This is a genomic window from Streptosporangium sp. NPDC001681 (genome assembly GCF_040298085.1).
Taxonomy (GTDB): domain Bacteria; phylum Actinomycetota; class Actinomycetes; order Streptosporangiales; family Streptosporangiaceae; genus Streptosporangium.
This window is the reverse complement of sequence record NZ_JBEOZN010000139.1, coordinates 1-24,687: the sequence shown is the minus strand read 5'-3', so window position 1 is coordinate 24,687 and position 24,687 is coordinate 1. Positions and strand designations below refer to the sequence as shown.

At 69.4% G+C, this 24,687-nt stretch carries 25 protein-coding genes, 1 pseudogene and 1 riboswitch; of the genes and pseudogenes, 11 read left to right on the top strand and 15 right to left on the bottom strand.

Annotated features, from left to right (window positions below; genetic code table 11):
* Positions 1-150: 150 nt before the first annotated feature.
* From ABT130_RS39735 to ngcE, 5 genes are all read right to left on the bottom strand, one after another.
* Complete coding sequence (locus ABT130_RS39735) at positions 151-441, bottom strand: 4a-hydroxytetrahydrobiopterin dehydratase (RefSeq protein WP_350930402.1); 291 nt, start codon at positions 439-441, stop codon at positions 151-153.
* Positions 428-1,030, bottom strand: a complete 603-nt coding sequence (locus tag ABT130_RS39730; protein WP_350930401.1) for a hypothetical protein — start codon at positions 1,028-1,030, stop codon at positions 428-430. The genes ABT130_RS39735 and ABT130_RS39730 overlap by 14 nt, the downstream gene beginning before the upstream one ends.
* Positions 1,031-1,138: 108 nt before the next feature.
* Positions 1,139-2,044 carry a carbohydrate ABC transporter permease gene (locus tag ABT130_RS39725; RefSeq protein ID WP_350964538.1) on the bottom strand — a complete coding sequence of 302 codons (906 nt, stop codon included), beginning with the start codon at positions 2,042-2,044 and terminating at the stop codon, positions 1,139-1,141.
* Complete coding sequence (locus ABT130_RS39720; protein WP_350930399.1) at positions 2,044-2,955, bottom strand: carbohydrate ABC transporter permease; 912 nt, start codon at positions 2,953-2,955, stop codon at positions 2,044-2,046. The genes ABT130_RS39725 and ABT130_RS39720 overlap by 1 nt, the downstream gene beginning before the upstream one ends.
* Before the next feature lie 5 nt (positions 2,956-2,960).
* Complete coding sequence (gene ngcE, locus ABT130_RS39715) at positions 2,961-4,415, bottom strand: N-acetylglucosamine/diacetylchitobiose ABC transporter substrate-binding protein (protein WP_350964536.1); 1,455 nt, start codon at positions 4,413-4,415, stop codon at positions 2,961-2,963.
* Between the two features lie 331 nt (positions 4,416-4,746).
* On the opposite strand from ngcE, the gene ABT130_RS39710 reads away from it, so the two are divergent.
* The 6 genes from ABT130_RS39710 (at position 4,747) to ABT130_RS39685 (ending at position 8,951) form a co-directional block, all read left to right on the top strand.
* Entirely contained in the window at positions 4,747-5,394 is a 648-nt protein-coding gene (locus ABT130_RS39710; RefSeq protein ID WP_350964534.1) for a class II aldolase/adducin family protein, read from the top strand.
* Positions 5,395-5,490: 96 nt separating this feature from the next.
* The gene (locus ABT130_RS39705; protein ID WP_350964531.1) at positions 5,491-6,711 is read left to right on the top strand and encodes a DUF4032 domain-containing protein; all 1,221 of its coding nucleotides are present in this window, start codon (positions 5,491-5,493) and stop codon (positions 6,709-6,711) included.
* A gap of 144 nt (positions 6,712-6,855) precedes the next feature.
* Positions 6,856-7,236 (top strand): hypothetical protein, encoded by a 381-nt coding sequence (locus tag ABT130_RS39700; RefSeq protein WP_030911916.1) that lies wholly within the window; start codon positions 6,856-6,858, stop codon positions 7,234-7,236.
* Between the two features lie 4 nt (positions 7,237-7,240).
* Entirely contained in the window at positions 7,241-8,119 is an 879-nt protein-coding gene (locus tag ABT130_RS39695) for a hypothetical protein (protein ID WP_350964528.1), read from the top strand.
* A 61-nt stretch (positions 8,120-8,180) separates the two neighbouring features.
* Positions 8,181-8,567, top strand: coding sequence for a roadblock/LC7 domain-containing protein (locus ABT130_RS39690; protein WP_350930394.1), 387 nt, complete (start codon positions 8,181-8,183; stop codon positions 8,565-8,567).
* Between the two features lie 12 nt (positions 8,568-8,579).
* A complete protein-coding gene (locus ABT130_RS39685; RefSeq protein ID WP_326643438.1) occupies positions 8,580-8,951 on the top strand; it encodes a hypothetical protein in 372 nt (123 codons plus the stop codon).
* Between the two features lie 101 nt (positions 8,952-9,052).
* Here ABT130_RS39685 and ABT130_RS39680 read toward each other — a convergent pair whose 3' ends face one another.
* The 5 genes from ABT130_RS39680 to ABT130_RS39660 form a co-directional block, all read right to left on the bottom strand.
* A complete protein-coding gene (locus tag ABT130_RS39680) occupies positions 9,053-10,030 on the bottom strand; it encodes a hypothetical protein (protein WP_350964525.1) in 978 nt (325 codons plus the stop codon).
* Positions 10,031-10,265: 235 nt separating this feature from the next.
* A riboswitch (cyclic di-AMP (ydaO/yuaA leader) is annotated at positions 10,266-10,417 on the bottom strand.
* A gap of 398 nt (positions 10,418-10,815) precedes the next feature.
* Positions 10,816-11,616: a DUF4253 domain-containing protein gene (locus tag ABT130_RS39675; protein WP_350964522.1), complete on the bottom strand. Its 801-nt coding sequence runs from the start codon at positions 11,614-11,616 to the stop codon at positions 10,816-10,818.
* A gap of 164 nt (positions 11,617-11,780) precedes the next feature.
* Positions 11,781-12,620 (bottom strand): carbohydrate ABC transporter permease, encoded by an 840-nt coding sequence (locus ABT130_RS39670; protein ID WP_350912703.1) that lies wholly within the window; start codon positions 12,618-12,620, stop codon positions 11,781-11,783.
* Complete coding sequence (locus tag ABT130_RS39665; protein ID WP_350964520.1) at positions 12,617-13,555, bottom strand: carbohydrate ABC transporter permease; 939 nt, start codon at positions 13,553-13,555, stop codon at positions 12,617-12,619. The genes ABT130_RS39670 and ABT130_RS39665 overlap by 4 nt, the downstream gene beginning before the upstream one ends.
* Positions 13,552-14,814: an extracellular solute-binding protein gene (locus tag ABT130_RS39660; RefSeq protein ID WP_350964517.1), complete on the bottom strand. Its 1,263-nt coding sequence runs from the start codon at positions 14,812-14,814 to the stop codon at positions 13,552-13,554. The genes ABT130_RS39665 and ABT130_RS39660 overlap by 4 nt, the downstream gene beginning before the upstream one ends.
* A gap of 169 nt (positions 14,815-14,983) precedes the next feature.
* Between ABT130_RS39660 and ABT130_RS39655 the strand changes: the two genes are divergently transcribed.
* Together ABT130_RS39655 and ABT130_RS39650 are read left to right on the top strand one after the other, a co-directional pair.
* The gene (locus ABT130_RS39655; RefSeq protein WP_350964515.1) at positions 14,984-15,769 is read left to right on the top strand and encodes an IclR family transcriptional regulator; all 786 of its coding nucleotides are present in this window, start codon (positions 14,984-14,986) and stop codon (positions 15,767-15,769) included.
* Between the two features lie 117 nt (positions 15,770-15,886).
* The gene (locus ABT130_RS39650) at positions 15,887-16,831 is read left to right on the top strand and encodes a sugar kinase (protein ID WP_350964512.1); all 945 of its coding nucleotides are present in this window, start codon (positions 15,887-15,889) and stop codon (positions 16,829-16,831) included.
* Positions 16,832-16,870: 39 nt separating this feature from the next.
* On the opposite strand, the gene ABT130_RS39645 is transcribed toward ABT130_RS39650, so the two are convergent.
* The 3 genes from ABT130_RS39645 to ABT130_RS39635 all read right to left on the bottom strand — a co-directional run bounded on the left by ABT130_RS39645 (position 16,871) and on the right by ABT130_RS39635 (position 20,581).
* Entirely contained in the window at positions 16,871-19,912 is a 3,042-nt protein-coding gene (locus tag ABT130_RS39645) for a DUF6493 family protein (RefSeq protein ID WP_350964510.1), read from the bottom strand.
* A gap of 174 nt (positions 19,913-20,086) precedes the next feature.
* The gene (locus tag ABT130_RS39640; protein WP_350912689.1) at positions 20,087-20,404 is read right to left on the bottom strand and encodes a hypothetical protein; all 318 of its coding nucleotides are present in this window, start codon (positions 20,402-20,404) and stop codon (positions 20,087-20,089) included.
* A 42-nt stretch (positions 20,405-20,446) separates the two neighbouring features.
* Positions 20,447-20,581, bottom strand: a complete 135-nt coding sequence (locus tag ABT130_RS39635; protein ID WP_350964507.1) for a PIN domain-containing protein — start codon at positions 20,579-20,581, stop codon at positions 20,447-20,449.
* A 150-nt stretch (positions 20,582-20,731) separates the two neighbouring features.
* On the opposite strand from ABT130_RS39635, the gene ABT130_RS39630 reads away from it, so the two are divergent.
* Positions 20,732-21,115, top strand: coding sequence for a DUF427 domain-containing protein (locus tag ABT130_RS39630; RefSeq protein WP_350912687.1), 384 nt, complete (start codon positions 20,732-20,734; stop codon positions 21,113-21,115).
* A gap of 117 nt (positions 21,116-21,232) precedes the next feature.
* Here the strand turns inward: ABT130_RS39630 and ABT130_RS39625 are convergent, their stop codons facing one another.
* Together ABT130_RS39625 and iscB are read right to left on the bottom strand one after the other, a co-directional pair.
* Positions 21,233-21,685 carry an NUDIX domain-containing protein gene (locus tag ABT130_RS39625; RefSeq protein ID WP_350964504.1) on the bottom strand — a complete coding sequence of 151 codons (453 nt, stop codon included), beginning with the start codon at positions 21,683-21,685 and terminating at the stop codon, positions 21,233-21,235.
* A gap of 87 nt (positions 21,686-21,772) precedes the next feature.
* Positions 21,773-23,116 carry an RNA-guided endonuclease IscB gene (gene iscB, locus ABT130_RS39620; RefSeq protein ID WP_350964502.1) on the bottom strand — a complete coding sequence of 448 codons (1,344 nt, stop codon included), beginning with the start codon at positions 23,114-23,116 and terminating at the stop codon, positions 21,773-21,775.
* Between the two features lie 713 nt (positions 23,117-23,829).
* On the opposite strand from iscB, the gene ABT130_RS39615 reads away from it, so the two are divergent.
* Together ABT130_RS39615 and ABT130_RS39610 are read left to right on the top strand one after the other, a co-directional pair.
* On the top strand, positions 23,830-24,267 hold the full coding sequence (locus tag ABT130_RS39615; RefSeq protein WP_350912678.1) for a Fur family transcriptional regulator: 438 nt from the start codon (positions 23,830-23,832) through the stop codon (positions 24,265-24,267).
* Positions 24,268-24,300: 33 nt separating this feature from the next.
* Positions 24,301-24,687 (top strand): annotated as a pseudogene (locus ABT130_RS39610) (catalase/peroxidase HPI); the annotation flags it as partial.

Genomic DNA, 24,687 nt, shown 5'->3' with positions numbered 1-24,687 from the left:
CCGTGGGTAGCGTCCCCAGCATGAGCGAAGTACCACCTGAGGTGACCAACCTGGCCGAGCGATGGGCCAGGGCGCGAGCCGAGCACGACCATGCCCTGGACGACGAAGAGCGGCTGTCTCGTCGATACCCGCGGCCGAACCGCTCGGCGTTCAGGCGTTGGCGGCGGCTATCTCGTCGATGCGGGCGGCCAGGGTGAAGTCCATCTCCGTCAGCCCGCCGGCGTCGTGCGTGCTGAGCGCGAGGTGGAGGGTGCGCCAGCGGATGTCGATGTCGGGGTGGTGGTTGAGCTTCTCGGCCTCGACCGCGATCTCGTCCACGATGCGGATCGCGGTCGGGAAGTCGGTGGCGGTGATCTTCCGGCGGATCTCGTCTCCCTCGCGCCGCCATTCGGGCAGGCCGGTGAGCCGGTCGTCCACCGCGGAGTCGTCAAGCAGGTTCATCCTCCCAGGAGATCACGTCCCCGGCGAGGACACCAAGCCGGGGCAGGCTCCCGGCGCGCCGGGCCATGGCCATGATGCCCTGGGCCATGGCGGTGGCATGGCTGGTCCCCTCCAGGAGGGGCTCCAGCTCGGGCAGCAGACCGGGTAGCCGGGACAGGCTCCAGTCGTGCCAGCCGGACAGGCGGGTGCCGCCGCTGTCGGGGTCCTCGGCGCGGTAGGCGGCCAGGATCGGGCACTCCCGGTGAATGCGGAGCAGCCATCTCTCGATGTCGGCGTTGAGCGCGGCTATCCGGGAGGGCGCGGCGTACAGCCAGCCGTCGTCGCCGATCCGGTCGGACTCGCCGCCGAGCGCGGGGTAGGAGCGGGCCACCGTACCGTGCAGGAACAGGCCGCTGGCCACCATGAGCTGGCGCCCCTCGCACCAGTCGAGCGCCCCGCGCAGGGGTGCCGGGACGGTGTCGACGATGACCGCGCACTGGGAGGCCGTGGGCTGCCGGGCGAAGCGGACGTGCACTTCGGCCCACATGTAATAACTCGCCTCCCCCGCTCCGAAGAAGGGGAAGGGGAAGTCCTGGTCGGGGTGGGCCATGGGTCGGGTTTCTCCGTGGAGAGGGGACAGGAGTCGTTCCGAATATGAACGACTCCTGACGACACTCTCGGGATTACTCGCCGGAGCCGGTAATTTGACCGGATCCGGTCATTTGACCGCGCCGGAGGTGAGACCCGACTGGATCTGGCGCTGGAAGATGATGTAGACGATCATGACCGGGATGATGGCCATGCTCAGCGCGGCGAACAGGCCGGGCCAGTCGGCCTCGTAACCGGCGCTGGTGGAGATGTTGGCGACGCCCTGGGTGATCAGCCACTTGTCCTCGACGTTGCCCGACAGCAGCACGATCGGCAGGAGGTACTGGTTCCACTGACCCAGGATGTTGAAGATCGTGATGCTGACCAGCCCCGGCTTGGCCATCGGCACCATGATCTGGAAGAACGTCCGGGTGTGCGAGCAGCCGTCCATCATCGCCGCCTCGGCCACCGAGGTGGGCAGCGTCTTGAAGAACGCCGACAGGAAGAAGACGGTGAACGGCAGCGAGTAGGCGATGTAGACCAGGATCACGCCGAGGTGGGTGTCGATCAGGCCCAGGTTCTTCACCACGAAGAAGAGCGGGACCAGCGCGAGGAAGACCGGGAACGTCATCCCCGACACGAACAGGAAGTAGATCGCCCTGTTGCCGGGGAAGGTGTAGCGCGCCAGCACGTACGCGGCCATCGAGCCGAGCAACATGGTGCCGGCCGTGCTGCACGCCACCACGAAGACGGTGTTCAGCATGTACTGCCCGATGTGCGCCTTCTCCCAGGCCCGGCCCCAGGCCTCCCAGCCGAAGGAGGCGGGCAGCGTGATGGCGTCCCCGAAGATCTCGGTGTTGGTCTTGAAAGAGGCCAGGAACGTCCAGAGGATCGGGCCGACGATCAGGATCGCCCAGACCAGCAGCGCGAGGTGGGACAGCACCCCGAAGGGGCCGAGCGAGCCCCTGGTCCGCCTGGCACGCGCGTGGGCGGCGGGGCGGGAGGCGGCGGGCTTGCGAGCCGTGTCCGTGGCCATCAGAACTCGATCCTCTCGCGCCGGGTCACGCGCAGGGTGAGGGCGGCGAACGTGATGGTCATGAAGAACAGCGCCACGCCCATCGCCGACGCGTAGCCGAACTTGGAGAAGTTGAACGCCGTGCGCCAGATCTCCATCGGGAGCACCGTCGTGGCGTTGTCGGGCCCACCGCGGTCGACCGAGAGGACCTGGACCAGGGCGAAGGCGTCGAAGGCGGCGATGCCGAGATAGACCCAGGCGACCTGCATGGTGTCCCAGAGCAGCGGGATCGTGATCCTGAAGAACAGGGTGAACCTGCCCGCGCCGTCGAGGGCGGCGGCCTCGAACACGTCCTTGGGGATGGAGGACATGCCGGCCGAGAACAGCACCACGTAGAAGCCGACGGCCTGCCAGACCATCACGCCGATGATGGCCAGCAGGGCGATGTCGGGATCGATGAGCCAGCCGACCGGTTCGATGCCGACCTTGCCGAGCAGGCCGTTGATCACGCCGGTCCCGTCCGGACGGTAGATCGCCTGGAAGAGCACGCCGACGATGGCGACGGCCAGGACCTGGGGCAGGAAGAAGATCACCCGGTAGACCTTCGAGCCCCAGATCCCGGTCATCCGCCCGCCCCGCTGCCCGCCGCTCAGGTTGAGCAGGAAGGAGAAGAACAGGGCGATCACGATGGTGACCAGCGGCATGACAAGCAGCAGAACACCGTGGTGACGCACCGCAGCCCAGAAGACCTCGTCGTCAAGGAGCCTGGCGAAGTTCTCCAGGCCGATGAACTGAGGGTTCGCCGAGATGCCCTTCCAGTTGGTCACCGCGATGTAGAAAGCCTGGATGTACGGGCTGACCACGAAGACCACGTAGAGGAGCACCGGCGCGGCGAGAAAGCCGACGATGAACGGATACTTGCCTTGCCGCATCGGGGCTACACCGTCCGGGTCTGCTTGGTGATGGACGAGTCGGCCTTGGTCTTGTCGGCGGCCTTCTGCATCTTCTCGCAGAACTCGTCGGCGGAGATGCGGCCGAACATCAGCGCGTTGGTCTGCTTGCGCAGCTCGGTCTCGAACTCCTTGTACCAGTTCTCGAAGCTGCTGAAGGTGACGATGTTCTGGCCCGCGGCGCTCTGCGCGGCGCTGAGGCTGGCGTTGCCCGGCGACAGCTCCAGGCCGTCGGCGGCACCGGTCACCACCGTGATGTTGCCGGACTTCTCGGTGAAGCCCCTCGCGCCCTCCTTGGAGAGCATGATGCGCAGGTACTCCAGGCCGCCCTTGGGGTTCTTGGCCTTGGCCGGGACGATGTACGCCTCGCCGGCGGCGGCGCGGATGGCCTCGAACGGCATCTTGTCGGCCGCGGTGACGCTGGGAGTGGGCGACAGCGCGTACTTGAAGCCTTCGGGGGTCTGCTCCTTCTGCTCGTTCTCCAGCCAGGAGCCGGAGGGGTAGAGGGCGACCTTGCCCTGGTTCTGGCGGAGCTGCACCTCGGTGTGGATCAGGCCCTCGAAGGACTTGTCCATGTACTTGCCGATCTCAGCCCAGGCGGCGGCGGACTGCTTCATGGAGTCGCGCTGCCAGACTCCGTCGACGAGGTTGTCGACGTCGAGCAGGATCTGGTTGCCCTCGATCTTCGCGGCGGAGATGAGGATCATCCAGTACGCGTAGTAGGAGGCGTTCTTGCCCGCGTACGCGAACGGGGTGATCCCGGCGGCCTTGGCCTTCTCGGCGAAGGCCTTGAACTCCTCGAAGGTCTTCGGCGGGGTCCAGCCGTTCTTCTCGAACAGCGCGGAGTCGTACCAGAGGCCGTACGCGGAGAAGACGTAGTTCATCAGGTACGGCTTGCCCGCGAGGAGACCCGACTCGACGGTGCCCGGCGCGACCAGGTCACGGACCTTCTTGCTCGGGTCGTCGATCGAGGGGGCGTCCCACAGCTCGGTGAGCTCAAGAAGCTGGCCCTCCTGCTGCAGGGCGCCGTTGTCCATCAGGTCGGTGCCGGAGTTGGCGATCACGTCGGGGACGTCGCCGCCGGCGAACCGCGGCTGCAGGGTCTGTGCGATCTGCTGGGTGGCGACGTGCTTGACCTGTGCCTGGGCGAACGCCTTCTTGTACAGCGGCTCGTGCACCTCGGTGGCGTAACTGTCACCGAGGCCGCCCTTGAAGATGACGACCTCAAGCGGCGCGTCGGCGGCGACGCCGAACGGGTTCGCCGCGGAGATCGCGCCACCCGCGGAGGGGGCCGCCGAGGTGCTGGCCGCCGGAGCCGCGCCACCGGTGGCGCAGGCGCTGAGCAACCCGGCGCCTGGACCGACGATCAGAGCGCTCATGCCGATCCGGCGGAGCAGCTGCCGCCGGGTGATGTCTCCGGGCGTACCGACCGAGTTTGACATGCAACCCTCCTGAACGGGGGATCAATTAGGAAAGTTTCCTAAACGTTTGCCCGAAGGTACGTATCCGCGGAGTCCAGCGTCAAGACTTCCCAGCCGGTCTAGACCGAGCCGTGATGTCCTCGCGACCTATCCGCTAGCTACCAAACGCCGAGGAGGTGCAATTCAATGACAGAACGGCACACAGTGGCCGATATTTCCCTGGAACCATTGACGTGGCCGCCGCCAGGGAGATAAAGGAACCGTGCTCGCCGGTAGCCAAGGGGCGGCAACCGGTCTAGACCAGATAATGAGGGTTTGCCGCCCGGTACCGCAAGCCCCTACTTTTGACGGCATGTTGCTGGCCGAGCAGCGCCGCCTGCTGTGTGAGTACGGCCGCCGAGCCGCCACGACCGGACTGGTCGTCGGAACCGCGGGGAATCTCAGCGTGCGCGCGGGCGAACTCGTCGCCGTGACGCCCAGCGGCGTCTCCCTCGACCGGCTGGAACCCGAGGCCTGCCCGATCGTCGACGTCGAGGGCCACCTCGTCGAGGGCCACCTGCAGCCGTCCTCGGAGACCCCCATGCACCTGGCGGTCTATACGACCACCGAGGCCGGCGCGATCGTGCACACCCACTCCGTCTTCGGCACCGTGGTCGCCACGACCATGAGCGAGCTGCCGCCCATCCACTACAACGCCCTGCTGCTCGGCGGGACCGTCCGCGTCGCCGAATACGCCACCTACGGCACGCCCGAGCTCGCCGCCTCCGTCCGGGCCGCGCTGGCGGACCGGCGCGCGGCGCTGCTGGCCAACCACGGCGGGGTCACGATCGGCGACGACCTGGACGGGGCCTTCGAGGCGACCAGGCTGCTGGAGTGGCTCTGCGAGGTCTACGTGCGGGCCAAGGGCGTCGGCGAGCCCCGCGTGCTCACCGAGGAACAGCTCGCCGCGGTGGTCCGGCGCGCCTTCGACCCGCCCACGTTCCCCCGCCGCGAGCACTGACCGCGACACGACCGCCCTTTGCCCGTACGCCCTCGTCGCGAGGACCGAGCGCGACGCGGCCCCGCCCCGTACACCCCCTTCGCGAGGACTGACCCGATGCCTCTCCAGCTCACCGGCGCCCCGAGCGATCCGGACCTCATCCGCCTGCCCTGGGACGTCCCGCTGGAGGACTGGCCCGAGCACCGCCTGGTCTCCCTGCCGCGCGGCATCTCCCGGCACGTGGTGCGCTTCACCCGCCTGGCGGGCAAGGTGTACGCGATCAAGGAGATCAGCGAGTACTACGCCAAGCGCGAGTACCGCCTGCTGTGGGACCTGAGCCGGCTGGACACCCCGTCGGTCGAGCCGGTGGCGGTGGTCACCGGACGGACCGACGCCGCCGGCGAGCCGCTCGACTCGGCGCTCATCACCCAGCACCTGCAGTTCTCGCTGCCCTACCGGGCGGTCATGTCCGGGACGGTCCGCCCCGAGACGCTCAACCGGCTGCTCGACGCCCTGGCCGTGCTGCTGGTACGGCTGCACCTCGGCGGCTTCTACTGGGGCGACTGCTCACTGTCGAACGTCCTGTTCCGCCGGGACGCGGGCTCCTTCGCCGCCTACCTCGTCGACGCCGAGACCGGTGAGCTGCATCCCATGATCAGTGAGGGCCAGCGGCTGTACGACATAGAGGTGGCGCACACCAACATCTTCGGCGAGATGCTCGACCTGGAGGCGGGCGGGTTGCTGCACTCCTCCATCGACCCCGAACAGGTCGCCGACTCCATCTGCGAGCGCTACCACCGCCTCTGGGGTGAGCTCACCTCCGACGACATCATCGAGGAGGTCGACTGGCACATGATCGACCAGCGGATCCGCCGGCTGAACTCGCTGGGCTTCGACGTCGCCGAGATGATGGTCCGCCGCAAGGCGGGCACCGGGCGGCTGATCGTCCGCCCCAAGGTGGTGGACGCCGGGCACCACCAGCGCAGGCTGCTCCGGCTCACCGGCCTGGACGTGGAGGAGAACCAGGCCAGGCGGCTCCTCAACGACCTCGACTGCTTCCGCGTGTCGTACGGCCTGCGCCACGAGGACGAGGCGATCGTGGCCCACCGCTGGCTGGCCGAGGTCTTCCAGCCCACGGTGGAGGCCGTCCCGCAGAATCTGCGCGGCAAGCTGGAGCCCGCCCAGTTCTTCCACGAGGTGCTCGACCACCGCTGGTTCCTGTCGGAGGAGGCCGGGAACGACGTCGGCCTGCCCGCCGCGGTGAATTCCTATGTGAAGAACATTCTTGTTTTCAAGCCGGACGAAAAGGCGATTATCACCGACCAGCCAACGGGTTGATTTCCACCCGGGGTGTATATCTTCCTACTCGGTTGGTGAATCCTACGCTTTTTCCTATCAAGGCACTGGCTGGAAAGAACGAGTCCCGAGGGCTTTCCCTACGCTGACCGGGCGACGCCTGAAGTCGCCGGCAAGGGAGAGCACGTGCTCGGAATCGAAGACTGCCTCACTGAGGTAATGGCCATCCCCGGTGCCCTGGACGCGATCCTCATCGATCAGACCAGCGGGACGGTCGTGGCGACCGGCGGCGCGAGCCGCCACGGTGACGTGGAGCGATCGGCCGCGGGGCTGAGCGAGACCCTGCGCGCGACGCTGGACGGACTCGCCGTCACCGCACCGGGCGGCACCGTCCGGATCGACGACATGATCATAACCACGGACGGCGGCCACCATTTGCTGCGGCCGTTGGAAACGCTTTTCGACGGCCCGTTGGTCATTTACGTCAGGCTCGACCTGGAACGGTCGAACCTGGCATTGGCCCGCCACCGCCTCCAGGCCCTTTCCGGCCGCCTGATATCGACGTGAAGCCGTGCCGAGCGTCGAGATCATCCTCAGCGGGCTCGCCAGTGATCGCGCCACCGGCTCGCTCCGCCTCGGCAAGGCGGGCGCCATCTATCTCACCGACGGCCGCGTGACCTATGCCGAGAGCGCGGCGGCCCCCCGGCTGGAGGACCTGCTGGCGGCCTGCCGCGGGATCTCCGCCCACGCCGTACGACAGGCCAGGCAGTCCGCGACCGAGGATCTGCGGGGCGGCGAGCCGCCGGTCGCCGCCCCGCAGATCCTCGGAGGCGACCGGCTCCTCGCCCAGGGTCTGCTCACCAAGGGCGAGCTGGAGTTCTGCGTGCTGAGCACGGTGCTCGACGCCAGCTACTTCCTGCTGGAGTCGACCGGGCACCGGCCCAGGTTCCGGCGGGGAGAGCGGCACTGGCTCGGACCGCAGTGGTACTTCGACGCGGCCGGCCTGCTCCGGGAGTGCAAGCGGAGGAAGGCGCAGTTGGAACAGACCTGGCCGTCCGCGGAGCTGGACACGCTCCCGGTCGTCCCGCGGAGGCGCGTCGCCGCCCAGCGGGTGGTGCTGAGCTCGCTGCAGTGGGAGGTGCTGGTCGGCGCCGACTCCACGGCGACCCCGGCCGACCTGGCACGCAAGCTGGGCCGCCCGGCGTACTCGGTGCTGCTCGCCGTACGGCAGCTCGCCTCCCGTGGGCTGCTGCGCGTCCCGGAACCCGACACGGCCGCCGCACCCGCCGCGCAGGACCCGCTGCCGAGACGGACGAGGGGGGCCACGGAGATCCCGGCAGCCGGAACGGGCTCCCTGGCGACGCCTGCGTCGCTCCCCGGAGCCACCGGGGATCCGACCGACGTCAACCTGCTCATCCGGCTCAGGAACGCATTGGAGGCACTGACTTGAGCCTGGTTCGATGCCGCCGATAAGGCTGCGGACGCTGAAGCTGATCGGAAGGAGGGTGCCGGTGGAACTGCGTGAGGAGATACGCCGGGAGATGGCGCTGCTGCGAGAGCGCATCCCCGACGTGGACGGGAGCATCGTGTGCAGCGTCGACGGCCTGACCCTGGCCAGTGATCTGGGCCGCGACACCGCCGCCGAGCAGACCGGCGCGCTCTCCTCCGCGCTCCTGGCCCTCAGCCGCCGGATGACGGGCATGGCCGGCAAGGGCACCTTCGAGGAGACGCTGATCTCCGGCACCAACGGCTACGCGGCCTGCTACGCCGCCGGACCCAAGATCGTCCTCACAGTCCTGGCACGCCCGGGGACCAACCTCGGGCTGCTCCGGCTGGAGGGTCGCAAGACGGCGGCCAGATTGGCCGCCATCACCTCGCGCATGTCGATAACCCAGTGATCGGAGACAGAAATGGGCAACATGGACATCTCTCTCAAGGAGATGATGGCGATCGACGGCGCCATCGGCGCGGTCATCGTCGACTACAACAGCGGGATGGCGCTGGGCGCGCTCGGCGGTTCCAAGGATCTCGACCTCCAGGTGGCGGCCGCGGGTAACACCGAGGTCGTCAAGGCCAAGATGCGGACCATGGAGTCGCTCGGTCTCAAGGACGGCATCGAGGACATCCTCATCACCCTCGGCACGCAGTACCACGTGATCCGCCCGCTCTCCGGCCGGAGCGGCAAAGGCCTGTTCATCTACATGGCCCTCGACCGGAACCGGGCCAACCTCGCGCTCGCGCGGCACATCCTGCGCGGCATCGAGGAGAGGCTCGAGGTCTGATCCTGCCGCGGCCCGTGCCCTTTCAGAAAGGGCACGGGCCGCGGCAGGGGCTCACCGCCCGGGCGTTACCGGGGCGGTGAGCTCATCGATCGCGCCGGACCTCAGCTCTTCTCGGCGACCGCCCTGCGGCGGAGATGGCCGGCGACCAGGTAGGTGGCACCGCCCGCGGCGAGCACTCCGACCAGGGCCAGGGTGGCGGCCGTGGTGGCGGAGGAACCGGCCGGGGTCGCGGCCGCCACCGGGGCGGTGGCGCCCAGGTCCCGGACACCCTGCTCGGCGGCCTTGGCATCGGCGCCGGACAGGGCGACCGGCTTGGCGGCGACGATCGCCCCGGGCGCGGTGAGGGGCTCGGACATGATCTTGGGCTTGGCGAACGTCTGGCTCACCTGCTGGGCCTTCACAGCCTTCTTGGACTGCTCGGCCTTGACCAGGACCGTCTGCGGAGGCTTCGCCGGGTTCGCGTCCCGGTAACGCCAGGCACCGGTGGAGAACGCCACGGGGTGGTTCTTCTTGCCCACGCCGTCACCCCACTTGGTGACCACGTACTTGACGTCGATGTGGCCCATGCCGCCGTTACCGTCCACACCGAGCGTGGCGGGGTTGAACCGGCCACCGGTCAGGTCGGCGAAGGTCTTGGCGTCAAGGTCGATCATGACGCCCACGTTGGAGGGCACGCCGGGACCGCGGTCACCGACGAAGAACTTGGCCTTCTTGCCCTTGTAGACGACGTAGCCCTCGGTGAACAGGGGCCAGCTCGGGCTGGCGATCATGCCCTTCTGCATCGGCTTGCCACTGGCCGGCAGACCGGTGTCGCCGGCCCGGCCCGAGGAGTCGTCCCAGAAGTAGGAGGCCCTGGTCGAGCCCTTGAGGAGCACGACCTCGTTGGCGGCCACCTCGGTGTCCGCGCCGGGGGAGGCGGCGGAGGCGGGGGCGGCGACGGCGGGGGAGGCGGGCAGCGCGGAGGCGACGCCGCCGGAGACGAGCACGCTCGCGCCGACGAGGGCGGCGGTGGTGAGACGGTTCTTGTACGAGAGGTTCTTGATCAGACCGTTCTTGGGCAGGTCAAAGGGAAGACGCATGAAGAAGGGGCTCTTTCACGAGGGAACGGGGCAGCCAGCTGCGACACACGGCAAGGGGTGCACTGGCGGGGACGCGCTCTTCGGAAAAGCGGCGTGGCGAGATCAGCGGATCGCTACGCGGAGCACGGTCCAGGTGCCACGCTCAGGCGCGGCGACGAAGGACAGAGATGAAGTTCAGGTGGTCGGCACGGGCAGGACGGGCACCGACGCGGTGACGCGGTGATCCATGAGGGGGATCTCCTCTCCAGCTCGTCTACCGGGTTAGCTGACGGGTTCGGGCGATGGAGTTGCCCTACCGCCGCACGTTCGCGGCGGATTCACCCCGGGAAAGTGGTTCCCCGGCTCCCTGGGCCCCGCGGGCCCGGTGGGATTCGACGTCGGCCGGCCGCTCCCTCTTGTGAAGGGCAGGTCGCCAACCGATATCCGTGGACACTACCCACCGAAACCGGACAAAGCAAAGCAAATGTCATGAAAACCCCAGAAGATCTACCTACAAGCTTCAAGAAAGCCCCATCGGAGACCCCGTCCCACCAACAACCGCCCTACCAGCGAGAACGTCTTGCCGATCTCGGGTTTCACACCCCGGAGACCCGTGTCCGAGGGCCTTCCGCGCCCACGAGGGGCCCAGTCGCGCGAGGGTGATCACACCCCGAGCCCCGTGCCCGAAGCCCTTCCACGCCCGGGGGGAGAGCATCCCCGAGGTAGATCCCCCTCAAAGATCCACATTGGGGAATCCGCGCTCCCCGAGGAAGCCCTCCCTTGACGAAGGGCACCCCGGGGCGGGCTCAGTCCCACCAGAACGACCAGGCGTTCCTGCCCTTGATCTGCTCGGCGTAGTCGATGAGGTTCCCCGCGCCCTGGATGATGCTGTCGGGGCAGAACGTCCAGTGCTCCGCGGCGACGTGCAGGGCGTGTTCCGAGGTCGTCGGGGGCGCGGCGACGCTGAGGTCGAGGGTGTTGAACCCCATCCCGACCAGCCGCACCCCGAACCTGTCCTCCCAGCTCCGTACCACCGCCGCGAGCGGGACCATCCACTCGTTGTGGTTCAGGGCGCCCTGCCAGCCCATGACGGCGAGGGCGTCGGCCCCGCGCTCGACCGCGACGAGTCCGAGCGGGGTCCTGCGCTCGGCCACCAGGCCCGCGTACCAGTCGGCGACCACGCCGGGATCGGCGGCGAGCCTTCCCGCCGGGGCCGGACCCGGACATTCGACTCCGAAGGGGTCGAGGATTTCGAGCTGGTCGATGTGAGCCTTGGCGATCCAGTCGGACCAGACCTCGGCCATGAACGCGGCGGCGTGGTAGTTGTCGATCTCGACGGCGGTGTCCGGGGCGATCTGACCGGCCGACCAGGGCTGCACCGAGTCCTCCAGCAGCACCGGCCACAGGCCGGAGTGCTCGTGCTGCGCCCGCAGCCGTGCCCAGTACTCACCTGAGACGGCCACCTCGCTGAGCCAGAACGCCGGACGGCGACGAAAGGAGAGCTGAGCGTAACCGGGGTCGGGCCACACCACGTCACCCGGTGGCAGGTCCACCGAGAGCTTCCGGCCCTCACCCTCGCTGCTTCCGTCGGCCCTGTCAGCGAACAACTGGCCCAGAACTGGCGGAAGCCTCCCACCCTCGCAATCGCTCATTCCTACCGATCCGATCCTGACCACGGACCAATTTTGGCCTGTCAACCATCCCGAGGGACAGTTCTGCCCTGGTCCAGGCAAAAATTATCGGTACAGAGGGGAACGGAGCCCGGCGGGTGTCAGTCCTTCACCGCCCCGCCCAGCCCGGCCACCAGCCTGCGCTGGACGGCCACGAAGAAGATCAGCACAGGAACGGTCATCAGCGTCGAGGCCGCCATGATGCCGCCCCAGTCGTTCTCGTCGGGCTTGAAGAAGACCAGCAGGGCCGAGGGCAGCGTCTGGTTGTCCCTGGCCGAGATGATGAAGGTCCTGGCGAAGATGAAGTCGTTCCAGGCCGTGATGAACGAGAAGACGCTCGTGGCGACCAGTCCCGGTGCGACGAGGGGAAAGAGGATCCGCCACAGGATCACCGGCCGGCTCGCGCCGTCGATCATCGCAGCCTCCTCCAGCGTCTCGGGCACCGCGGCCACGAACCCCCTCATCATCCAGACGGCGAACGGCAGCGAGAACGCCAGGTGGACCAGGACGAGCGAGCCCAGGGTGTTGAGGCCCACGCCGGGCACCACCCCGCCGAGGTCGCGGACGAGGAAGAACAGCGGGATGGTGAGCGCCTCCACCGGCACCATCTGCGCCACCAGGAACATGATCAGCACGGTGGTACGGAACCGGAAGCGGAACCGGGTCACCGCGACCGCGGCGAGAAAGGCCACCAGCGCGGACAGGACGACGACGGTCAGGGCGACACCCAGGCTGTTGAGAAGGTAGCGGCCGAAGTTCTCGCCACCGAGCACCCGCTGGAAGTGCTCGAAGGTGGGTGCCAGGGTCCACGGGCGCACCTGGAGTGACTGGATCTCCCCGGCGGGCTTGAGCGCGGAGAGCACCATCCAGTAGATCGGGAAGAAGGTGACGAACGCGGTGACCAGCGCCACGGTGTTGGCGACCAGGCGGGACCTGCTCACAGCTTCTCCCCCGTACGGTAGAGGGCTCGGATGTAGAAGAGGGTGACCGTGAGCAGGATCAGGGTCATGACGACGCCGATCGCCGCGCCAAGCCCGTACTCCGACGAGCCGAAGGCCGTCTGGTAGGCGTAGACGTTGAGCACCGAGTTCTGCCCCGCTATGCCGCCGCCGTTGGTCATCACATAGATCTGCGTGAAGATCTTGAAGTCCCAGATGATCGACTGAATGACCACGATCGTGATCAGCGGCCGCAGCATCGGCACGATGATCCGCCAGAACGAGTTCCACGCGGAGGCGCCGTCCAGGGCTGCCGCCTCCAGAACGGAGACCGGAATGGCCTGGATCCCGGCGTAGAGGGTCACCATGACGAATGGGAAGGAGTGCCAGACCACCGTGGCACCGACGACCCCGAAGGTCACCCATTTGTCGTAGAACCAGTTATAGCCCTCGATGCCCAGGACCTGGTTGACCAGGCCCAGGTCGGCGTCGAAGAGGAACATCCAGACCGTCGAGCCGGTCATGGCGGGCGCGGCCCAGGCGGCCATGGCCGCCAGCGACAGCAGCAGCCGGGGCACCCGGCCCGCCCTGGTGAGCACGACGGCGAGGGTCGCGCCGACGGCCAGCGTCGCGACCACCAGGGCCGCGGCGAACACCAGGGTCTGCGCCAGCACCGACCAGAAGCGCTGGTCGCCCAGGAGCGTCGCGTAGTTCTCGAAGCCGATGAACCTCGTCGGCTCTCCCCCGCTGACCTGGGCCTGCCGGTAGTCGAACACCGACAGCAGGCCGAGCATGTAGATCGGGTAGCCGAAGAGCGGCAGCAGCACGGCAGCAGAGGGCAGCAGGTAGAGCCACGGCCTGAGCCCGCCGCCGGGGCGCGGCACCGCCCGGCGGACCCCGGCCCCGGAGCCCGCCGTCGTCGTGGTGGCGGTGGTCATGACCGGCCGAACGCCGCCTTCACCGCCGCGGCGGCCTCCTCGGTGGCCTGCTCGACTGTGGACTGCCCCGTGGCGATCTTCTGCAGCATGGTCGGGATGACCTTCTGGTTGTCGATCTTCACCCAGGCCGGGTCGATCGGCACGAAGCGGGTGCCCGCCGCGACGGTGTCGAGGAACGGCTTGAGGAAGGGGTCCGAGGCCGCGAGCTCGTCCCGCGCGGAGGTCAGGGTGGGCAGGTTACCCATGGCCTCGTACATCTTGGTCTGGTAGGTCTTGCCACCCAGCAACTGGACGAACTTGACGGCCAGCGAGCGGTGCCCGCTGTTCTTCATGACGCCGAGGTTGTTGCCGCCGGAGAAGGCCGGGGCGATCGTCCCCTCCTCGGTGCCCGGCAGCGGCACCACCGCGTATTTGCCCGCCGCCGCGCCCGCGTCCACCGCGGACCTGCTGAAGTTGCCCAGGATGCCCATCGCGGCCTTGCCACTGGCGAACAGTTCGACGGTCTTGCCGCCGGTGAGGCTCGCACACGCCTGCGGCGGGCAGTTGTCATCCTTGAGCAGGTCGGTGTAGCTCTTCACGCCCTTGCGGGCGGCGTCGCCGTCGAGGCTCTCGATGTCGCCTCCGGCGTCCCAGACGAAGGGCAGCGCGCCGAAGGTGTACTCCCCTCCGACGGCGACGCCGTACAGGTCGGGCTTCTTCTCACGGATCTCGCGGGCGGTCTCGGTCAGGGCTTTGATCGTCGTGGGCGGCTTGAGGCCGAGTTCCTCGAAGACGTCGGTGCGGTAGTAGAGGGCCCGGATGCCGATGTACCACGGCAGGCCGTAGACCTTGCCGTCGACGGTCGCGGACCCGAGCAGGTCCGTGCCGATGTCCTTGCCCTCCGGCCAGCTCGCGAGGTCGGCGCTCAGGTCGGCGAAGCCGCCCGCGGCGGCGTACTCGGCCAGGTCGGTGTTGCCGTACTCGGCGACGTCGGGGGCGCTGGCCGGGTCGTTGAACGCGCCCTTGAACTTCTCGTGCCGGGCCGGCGTCGTCGGGATGTAGGTGACCTCGACCTTCACCCCCGCGTTGGCCGCGGTGAACTCCTTGATCGCCTCTTCCACCACCTTCTCCTTGGGAGCATGGTTGGGCTCGTCGAAGAGCCAGACCCGCAGGGTTCCGGACTTCTCGTCGCCGCCGCCCGCCGACGGGGCGGTGGACGGCGCGCACGCGGCGAGGGCCAGCAGGGCCACACCCGCCACGGCCATGTTCAGGAACTTCAAAGCGCCTCCTCCTGTTGGCGGCAGACCCTAGGAAGCCCCGTCCGCCACGGGAAGCGGATCACCGATTTGTTGTGCAATGCAGAAGGTTGTGCTGCAAAGTGGCGCGAGGTGGCGTGCTCGCCTACCTTGACCTGGTATTCGATCTGCCGGAGCAGCATGGAAAGCCGTGATGAGTGAGCCCGCCCCGGAACGCAACCAGTCGGCCTCGCTCCGGCGCGCCCTCGCCGTCCTCACGCACGTACGCGACCACGCGGGCGCGGGCCACGGCCTGTCGCTCACCCGGCTCGCCGAGGCGCTCGGCATGTCCAAGAGCACTGTGCTCCGGCTGGCCACCCCGCTCATCGAGGCCAGGCTGCTGGAACGCGACCGCAGGAGCGGCGCCTACCGGCTGGGGAGCGGCGCCCTCCACCTCGGGCAGGCCTACCTGGCCACGCTCGACCTGCGGACCGTGGCCGCCGAGGAGTCGCACCGGCTGATGACGGAGGCCAGGGAGACAGTCCATCTCGTGGTCTACGACCCGCCCGACGTGGTCTACATCGACAAGGTCGAGAACGAGACCAACGTGCGCATGGCCTCGCGCATCGGCAGCCGCGCTCCCGTCTACCGCACCGCCGTGGGCAAGGCGATCCTCGCCTGGCAGCCGGAGGAGGCAGTCGAGGAGATCGTGGCCGCCGGGCTGCCGTACGTCACCCGGCACACCATCACCGACGCCGCGCGCCTCCGTACCGAGCTGGGCCGGGTCCGGCAGCGGGGCTACTCGGTCGACGACCGGGAGAACGAGCCCGAGGTGCGCTGCGTCGCGGCGCCGATCTTCAACCACAACGACGTCGCCATCTCGGCGATCTCCATCTCGGGTCTCACCTCCCGGATCACCGCCACGAGGGTACGAGAGCTGGGACCCCTGGTGGCCGAGACGGCCCTGCGCATCTCCAGGAAGCTCGGGGCGACCCGGTGACCGGCGAAACCGGACACGGTCCGCCCGCCGACGCCAGGACCGGTGTCGACCTCACCACCGGCACGACCCGTTGACCGGCGAAACCGGCACCGACTCCCTAAGGACGACTCCTCTCCCATGACCGACCTGGTAACGCTCGGCGAGAGCATGGCGCTGTTCAGCGCGCGGCGTACCGGCCCGCTCAGGCACGCCCGCGACTTCGGGCTCGGCGTGGGTGGCGCGGAGTCCAACGTGGCCATCGGCGTCTGCCGCCTCGGCGGGCGCGCGGCCTGGATCGGCAGGGTGGGCGCCGACGAGTTCGGGGAACTGCTCCGCTCGACGCTGGCCGGCGAGGGCGTCGACGTACGGGGGATGCTGGTCGATCCCGAGGCGCCCACCGGCCTGATGATCAAGAGCAGGCGCACGTCCGAGGTGGTCGACGTGCGCTACTACCGCTCGGCGAGCGCCGGATCCCGGCTCCGCCCCGCCGACCTGGACGTCTCGCTGATCCGCTCGGCACGCGTGCTGCACGTCACCGGTATCACCCTCGCGCTGTCGGCGTCGGCCGCCGAGGCGGTGCGGGCCGCGATCGTCGAGGCCCGCGACGCGGGCGCGATCGTGTCGATGGACGTCAACTACCGCCGGGCCCTGTGGACGCCCGCCGAGGCGTCCGCCGCGCTGCGCGAGACCGTCGCCGCCGTGGACGTCCTGTTCGCCACCGAGGCCGAGGCCAGGCTGATCGTCGAGGGCGACGACCCGCTCACCCTGGCCCACGCCCTGTCGGACCTCGGCCCGCGCCACGTCCTCATCAAGCGCGGCGCCCTCGGCGCGGTCGAGCTCTCCGACGGCGCCGTACGGCACGCGGAGCCCTACCGGGTCACCGAGCTCGACCCGGTGGGCGCCGGGGACGCCTTCGCCGCCGGCTGGATCGCCGAGACCCTCGCCGGGGCGACCTCCGAGCGGCGCCTCGCCACCGCCTCCGCCGCCGGGGCCTTCGCGGTGACCGCCGACGGCGACTGGGAGAGCCTCCCCCGCCGCGCCGACCTCGACCTGCTCCGCCCGTCCGACAGGGTCAGCCGCTGACCGTGGCCGACGCCGATCGAGAACGACGCCGTCCGGCTGTCACGGCGCGGAGAGCAGGTCGCGCAGCCCGCGGCACTCTCGGATGACCTGGGTGGAGCCCTTGCGCCCGGCGACCGCCGTGACCTCGGGGATCTCGCCGGTCGCCTTCGCCTGCCGGGCCACCCGGCGGGCGAAGGCGAGGAAGTCGACCAGTTCCTTGGGGGGTCGCCCGCCAGAAACGGCCAGCAGGCCGGGCAGGGCGGCGGCGATCATGGCCCACGCCTCGCGGTGGGTGCCCACGCAGACGGCGTCCTCCATGATCGTCCGGAACGTGGAGATCGAGAGCCAGGACCGGCGTATCCGCTCCCCGAACTCCGTGCCCAGCTGGGCGGCGGGCAGGTCCCCGGTGGCCAGGAGGTACTGCACGGCCCGGCGCCGGTACACCGACATGCTCAGGGCGAGCCGTTCCACCAGCAGCAGGGCGGTCGCCTGCCCGACCGGTCCCTGCGCGCACGCGAGGTCGGTGAGCCGCGGCCCGTCGACGAGGCCACCGGTCCAGTCGCTGCGAAACCGGAGCGGGACCATGTGCGCGGCGATCACCTCGCGGTGGGACGGCATGACGCCCGGCCACCAGCCGATCAGCTTGCCGTGATGGCCGCGCCCCTCCTCCAGGAACCGGGGCGGCGAGACCAGGAGTTCGGCGATCAGCGACGCCGCGGCACGGACCGTCCGCTCACCGGCCGGTGCGCCCGGGGTGATGTCACTCGGGATGATGTCGCCCGGGGTGATGTCGCCCGGGGTGATGGAGGCCACCGCCAGGGTCTGCCACGCTTTGAGAGCCCGCTGCGGCTCGCGCTCGTCGAGCCAGTGTCCGGCCGGATCCTCCGTGAGCTTCCAGCCCGGCTTCGCACCGGGAGAGCAGAACCGGCGGACGGTCACCACCGGATCGGGCAGCCCGCTCCCCGCCAGCCGGCGGGCGGCCTCGCGCCCGGCCGCCGAGGTCAGCGCGGCGGCCCGCGTCACCGCGGCGGGGTCGACGGTCCTGGGCAGCCTGAGCAGCGCCTGCGCCAGATCGGCCGGGAGCGGCTCCACCCCCGCCGCCTCCAGCTCCTCGATCCGGGCGACCAGCTCCACGGGGTCGAGGTGGCCGGTGGAGAGGGTGGGCGTGGCCAGCAGCAGCGGCGGCAGGACACCCTCCTTGAGCGCGGCCAGGATCTCCGCGTGACGACGCAGCACGAGCCACTCCGGCGCGCAGACCTCATCCCGGCCGGGAAGCCTCGTCCACGGCGACTCCGGTCGCGGGTCGGCAGGGCGGATCCCGCACCCGGGTCTGGTCTCCTCCGGGGAGGCGAGGCCATCCGGAAGGGGTTCCGCGCCGGGATCGACGAACTCCGCCGCGATCGCGGCACCCCAGCACTCGGGACTCGTCCAGCTGCCTTGCGTCGGCTGCCTCGCGGGGTGTGCCGCCAGCGCGTCCCGGAGCCCACCGGGATCTTCGGCGGCGAGGCGGACGAACCCTCCGAGAAACCCCTCGGCCTCGACCCAGTCCTTCTTCCCGCACAGGGCGGCCACCTGCTGGGGCGTCCGCGGCACCGGGAACGCAGTGGCGGGCGGCGGCGCGGGGAGCACGCCGGGCTCCTCCGGCTCCGGCTCCGGCTCGGGCTCGGGCTCGGGTTCCTCCTGGAGATCTCCGCCGAAGACCGCGACCAGCCTGTTGGACAGGCTGGCGGGCAGCTGCCCGGCCCCGTCCCGTACGGCCTCGGCACCGAACGGGCCGAAGGCCGCCGCGTGCCCGACCAGCAGGCGCACGGCCCGCTCCTGGACGGCGGGCGCCTCGTGGCCGAGCACCGCCGCCAGGGCCGACGACAGCTCGTCGGCCCGTTCCGGCTCCCGCTGGAGGAACCGGTCCAGCCAGGCCAGCCCGGACCTGACCAGCCCGCCCTCCGCGCGGAACAGCAGGCCGGACAGGGCCTCGCTCACGTCGTCGGAGTCGAGGTCGTTCGCATCGTCCCGCGGGAGGGAGTCCAGGTGGCGCAGGTGCCTGAGCGACAGTTCGGCCACCGGCCCCGGCGCCGCCGGCAGCAGCCGCAGGTAGTCACCGGCGCGGGAGGCCACCTCGGCGGGAGACGGTTCGAGCAGTTCGTGCAGGCGGGCGAAGAACCGCAGGTCGGTCGCGCCGCCCCCGCGCAGGAACCGGCCCACGCAACCCTCCAGCAACACCTCCCGGCTCACCCTTCCCTCGGCGGCCAGGGTGCGCAGCGCGCCCAGCCACGACTCGGCGGCGAGCGGGTCGGCCCGCTCCTCGCGCAGCGCGCGGCCCACCCCCTGCGCCTGGAAGAGCCTGGGCAGCAGCACGTCGAGCAGCGGGTCCTCGCGCAGCCGCTCCGCGGTCGGCGGCGTGTCGGCCCAACCGACCACGAGCGGGTCGTGGTCGGGCGGTGTGGCACCGGTGTGGCGCAGCAGCGCCAGGGCGAGCGGCAGGTTCCGGTCTCCGAGGTCGCCTTCCCACCGCCCGGGCCGGACGCGGATCCGCAGCGCGAGCCGTACGGCGAGATCGGCCTGCCACTCGGCGGGACGCGCGGCGACCACCTGGAGCACCGGTTCGACGAGATCGGCGGATTCCCCGACGCGTTCGAAACCGCGCCGGGTAAACCAGGAGGCCGCGGCCGCGCAGGGGAGCGTGCCCGCTCCCGCGACGCGCATCGGGTCGACCCAGGCGTCGTACTCGGACCTGTCCGGGTATCCCGCGCCGTACTCCGGGGTGGCCGGCCAGGGATCCTCCCAGGTGCCCTCCATGTCGCCGCCCCAGCCGTCGGTCATCGCCCACTGGCGGTGGATCTCCGCATCGGACATCCCGCGCTCGCGGGCGAACCGCTTGTACGCCTCCCCCCGGGCCCTCCGGGCCCGGTCTCGCTCGTTCCAGCGGTCGGACCGTCGCTTCTCCACCGCCGCCCTCATCTCCTGCCGGGCCACCGGGAGGTGGCCGGGCAACTCCCGTGCCACCTCCGCGCGCCCGGCGTCGTCAAGGGCGGCGACCCTGGCCGCGACCTTGAAAGCATCGCCGGTGCCGATGAGGTCGCGGACTTCTTCCCACACGGTCATGACGGCATCTCCCGAGAACCGGTCCGGATCGCCCGGACGCAAACGTGCGGCGCCTTCGCCATGAGGGACATTAGGCAGCGGCCCGGACAAGAACGGGCCGTTGAAGCTCCGGCGGGCAGAAGATCAGTCGCTGGGCGGACACCGTCTCCCCCTGAAGGCGGACGCGCGCCGGACCTACGGTTCGAACAGCACCAGAGGATGCCTCAGGGCCAGCTCCAGCACCACGCGGCACACCTCTCCGGCGCGCGGGAAGACCGCGTCCATCAGCACGAACTCCTCCCCCACGATCAGCGGTGCGGACCACGGTGAGACCGCGTAGTTCTCGGCGGTCAGGTCGGGGAAGAGCGAGGTCAGCTCCTCGTAGAAGGCCGCCGTCTCCGGGCTCGGCTCACCGGGGACGGCGTCGCTCCGGCTCCAGACGAGATACCTGCGAAGCGCCTCCTGCGCGGTGATCGGCTCGGCCCCGAGCCAGACCCCGAGTTCAAAACTCACGCCACGTCCTCGCACTCGCCCCGGTTGTCCGGCTGTCGGATCCTACGCGCCCGGCGGATGCCCGGCGGCGTCGAACGGGTTGACGACGGACAGCCCCGTGCCGTCGAAGCCCCCGACGTTCCGGCTGACCAGGGTCCAGCCGTTCACCCTGGCCATCGCGGCGATCAGCCCGTCCATCGTCGGAAGCGTGCGTATGGCGTTCAGCCGTCCCCACTCCTCGTCGACCTCCGAGGTGACCGGAGCGATGCGATCATCGAACCGCCGATGGTGGCGGCAGCGCGGTCCGAGGCTCCGGCGGACTACCTTTGGAAGAAAGGAGTTCGCGCCATGACCGAAAAGCCCATCCTGCAGCCCGGCCCCGATCACCCGATCACGATCGAGGCGAATCCGGCCCGGATCGTCGTCTCGGTGGGCGGCCGGGTGGTCGCCGACTCGCGGCGGGCGTTGACCCTGCGTGAGGCGACGTACCCGCCGGTTCAGTACATCCCGATCACCGACGTCGACCGCTCGCTGCTGGAGCGGACCGGCACCGCCACCTACTGCCCGTTCAAGGGCGACGCGAGCTACTACACCGTTACGACGGACGGGAAGCGGTCGGTGGACGCGGTGTGGTTCTACGAGTCGCCGCACCCGGCCGTCGCCGAGATCAAGGACCACGTCGCCTTCTATCCCGACCGGGTCGACTCAATCGTCGAAGAGACCACCGGCTGAGACCCGGGGACACCCGTTCCGCCGAGGGCACGACCGGCCGGCCACGAGCTTCCGGATTCCGTCGTGGTCGGCGTCCTCGACCGAGGTGACCGCCCGGCGCCGGGCACGGCGCGGAGGCTAGAGATGCTCGCGGTGAATGAGAAGACGGTGCGACTCCTGCATCTCTTCCGGCAGTTCGTCCGGGGCGAACCATCTCGCCTCCAGAATCTCGAAATCGTCGATTTCAAGCGTGCCACCGATGAACTCGGCCTCGTACGCCACCTCCAGGCGCAGCTTGTAGCCGCTCTTCAACTGAACGAGTTCTCCCACCTGGACCTTCAGCCCGGTCTCCTCCCGCACCTCGCGGCAGACCGTGTCCTCGAAGGTCTCCGACCTGTTCGCACAGCCGGTCGGCAGCCCCCACTGCCTGCCCACCGGCCAGAAGCGATGCTTCAGCAGGAGAACGTTGCCGTCCGCGTCACGCACGACCCCGGTCACACCGACCGTGAACTTGGCGTGCCGGAGCCAGAGGATGCGCCACTGGAGCGAGCCGTTGACGAGCCTCCAGAGCCGGACGATCAGCTTCTTCACCAGAACCTCCCGAGGATGCCCCGGCCCCCAGGCCGGGGAGGAACCGGGAGCGGAAGGGCCGCCAAGGCCCGAGCGTGCCCTGACCGGTCAGTCATGTCGATCGGCTTCTTTCTGGGTCGTGTAGCCGTAGCCGTCCGCGCGTTGAAGATGACGGATGTGCCGGTGGTTGATCCCGGTGACGCGGCCGTGCCGGGTGGTGATGTCGAACGAGCCACAGGAGCGGACCAGGACTCGCCCGGCGTGAACCCCGGCCTTCTTGCCTGCCGGGACGTTCGCCCGGACCAGGTCGCCGGTTTGGAAGCCGTGGTGCAGTTTGATCCGTGGCCGGATAAGACGGGGGAACCCGTATCGGTCGGGGGTGGTGCGGGCGTAGCTGCCGCGACCGGTCGCCGTGACCACCAGGACCGTGGACGGCCAGGCGGTCACGCTCTCCAGTTCGCCGACGTGCAACGCGTCCAACGTGTGGGACTTCGGCGCGCCGGTACGCGACCGGTTCCACTTCGTACGGCCACCGGACGCGGTGTGAACGGGCAGGCCGGTCGCTTCCAGTGCCCGCCACAGCGCCCACCGGGTGGCGTTGACGGCGGCGGCATCGCGCAGCGGAGCCTTCGCCTGCCGGAGGATCCTCGCCAGGAGGGAGGGCCTGCCTTTGAGGAATTCCTCGATCGGGGTGGCGTTCTTGGCCTGGTTGCAGCCGATGCACGCCAGGGTGAGGTTGCTGATCCGGTCCGAGCCGCCCCGGGAACGCGGGTGGATGTGATCGATGTTCAACGGCACGTCCTGCTTGGCGCAGTACGCGCACGCCCGGCTCCACTTGGCGAGCAGGTATTCACGGACCTCGTACCCGGCGAGGGTGCCCTGCTGATACTCAACGCCTTCCAACGGCTTGCCCGCCGAGAGGGTGTGGGTGTCGAAGGAGACCTTCTCCACGTGGACGGCGGTCACGGGCGCCCACCGAGTCAGCCGCGTCACCTGCGACATGGTGGTGTCGACGCGATGTCGCAGGGACGGCGCGAGCCACCCTTTCGGCTTGGTCCGGTTGAGGAACCGGGGAGAGCGGTAGCGCAGGTTCCGCGACCGCCTACCTCGCCGGTACGCGGCCCGTGAGGTGAGCCTGTCGCGGATCAGTGCGCCCCGGTGGTCGAGCTGAATCGCATACCGTCCGGCCCGGCTCCCGTCGTGGTCGGTGAACACGGCCAGGCCGGTGTGCTTGGAGCCGGGGTCGATACCGACCTGCACACCTGCCACGGTGGAATCGGCAACCGACCGGTCCTTGAGACGGATGACGAACGGGGTGTGACGGGCCACGACCGCCCGCCCGGCCGCCAGCAGGCGGCGGGCACGGGCAGGGTGGCAGGGGTCGAGCGGGTGGCCGCGGGCGTCCAGGACGAACACGGCCGGGTGAACCTCACGGTTCGCTCCCTCAGACACCGAAGCGTCCTCGGGGTGACGCCGAGCAGAGCGGGTGCCGGTCCGCTCGATCTCCCCTCGCCCAGGTTGAACACCAGATACCGCCTGGCGGCGGTGTCCGTGAGCCGTTTCGTGCCCACCCTCGGGCGTGTCTGCTCCCACGCATTCCAGAGCGGCAGGCTGAGGAAGCACCTGCCGGTGGGTCTGCGATCTCATGTTCAACGTGGCCATCAAAACGCACCTCCTTGAACTGACGGCCAGGGCTGGTCAACGCGGGGCTTCAAAGCGCATTACCGCGCCTCAAGCCCCCTCCTTCGGGAGGGGGTCGTTGACGGGTCGGCGCCTGCCTGAAGATCGGACGCTACCGGGAAAGGCAGCATGGCACCTTGGTTTCGGCTTTTGACGCCTCTCGGCGGCAGGGCACCGCGTCCGGCACGTGACGGCCCTGCCGCGCGACGACCGCGATCACCTCGGGGCCGCGTGAAAGCCGGTGCCGCGTCAGGCGGCGTTCGCCCTGTTGGCGATCTTGCGTAACCGGGTGCCGGTAGCGTGATCGATTCCGCGTACGCGTACGCGTTCCGCCGCCGAGACGGCCCGACCGTGCTGCGCCCCCAAGATCACCATCAGAGCGACATGTCACACCATAACGGGGCGAACATCGCTCGACACGGCGCTAGACTTGTACTGTTCGTTGTCTTGTACAGTTCGTGTTTATGACGTTAGGGTTTGGCACCATGACCGCACCCGGGACTCCAACCACCGCCGAGGAGCTACGCGGGGCAGGCCTGCGAGTGACGGCCGCCCGCGTCGCACTGCTCGAGACCGTCCGGGACGGTAACCACCTCGACGTCGAGGCGATCGCCTCCGGGGTGCGCGATCGCGTGGGCCACATCTCCCTGCAAGCCGTGTACGAGGCCCTCCACGCGCTCACCGCGGCGGGACTCGTACGCCGTCTCGAACCAGGCGACAGCCCGGCCCGGTTCGAGGGACGCGTCGGGGACAACCACCACCACGTGGTGTGCCGGTCATGCGGTGCCGTCGCCGACGTCGACTGCGCGGTCGGCGAGGCGCCCTGCCTGACCACGTCCGACCACCACGGCTTCTTGATCGACGAGGCCGAGGTCATCTACTGGGGCCTGTGCCCCGGCTGTTCCACCACCCGCGGTTCCTGAGCACCGTGATCCGCATAGTTCGGAAGGATTCCCATGTCTGAGAACCATGATGCAATCGTCGTAGACGCGAAGACGGAGGGCGGAGGCGGTTGCCCGGTCGCGCACGAGCGCGCCCCGCACCCGACCCAGGGTGGCGGAAACCACCAGTGGTGGCCGGAGCGGCTCAACCTGAAGATCCTCGCCAAGAACCCCGCCGTCTCCAACCCGCTCGGCGAGGAGTTCGACTACGCCGAGGCGTTCAAGAGCCTCGACCTCGCGGCCGTCAAACAGGATATCGCGGAGGTGCTGACCACCTCGCAGGACTGGTGGCCGGCCGACTACGGCAACTACGGCCCGTTCATGATCCGGATGGCCTGGCACAGCGCGGGCACCTACCGGATCAGCGATGGCCGCGGCGGCGCCGGGGCCGGCCAGCAGCGC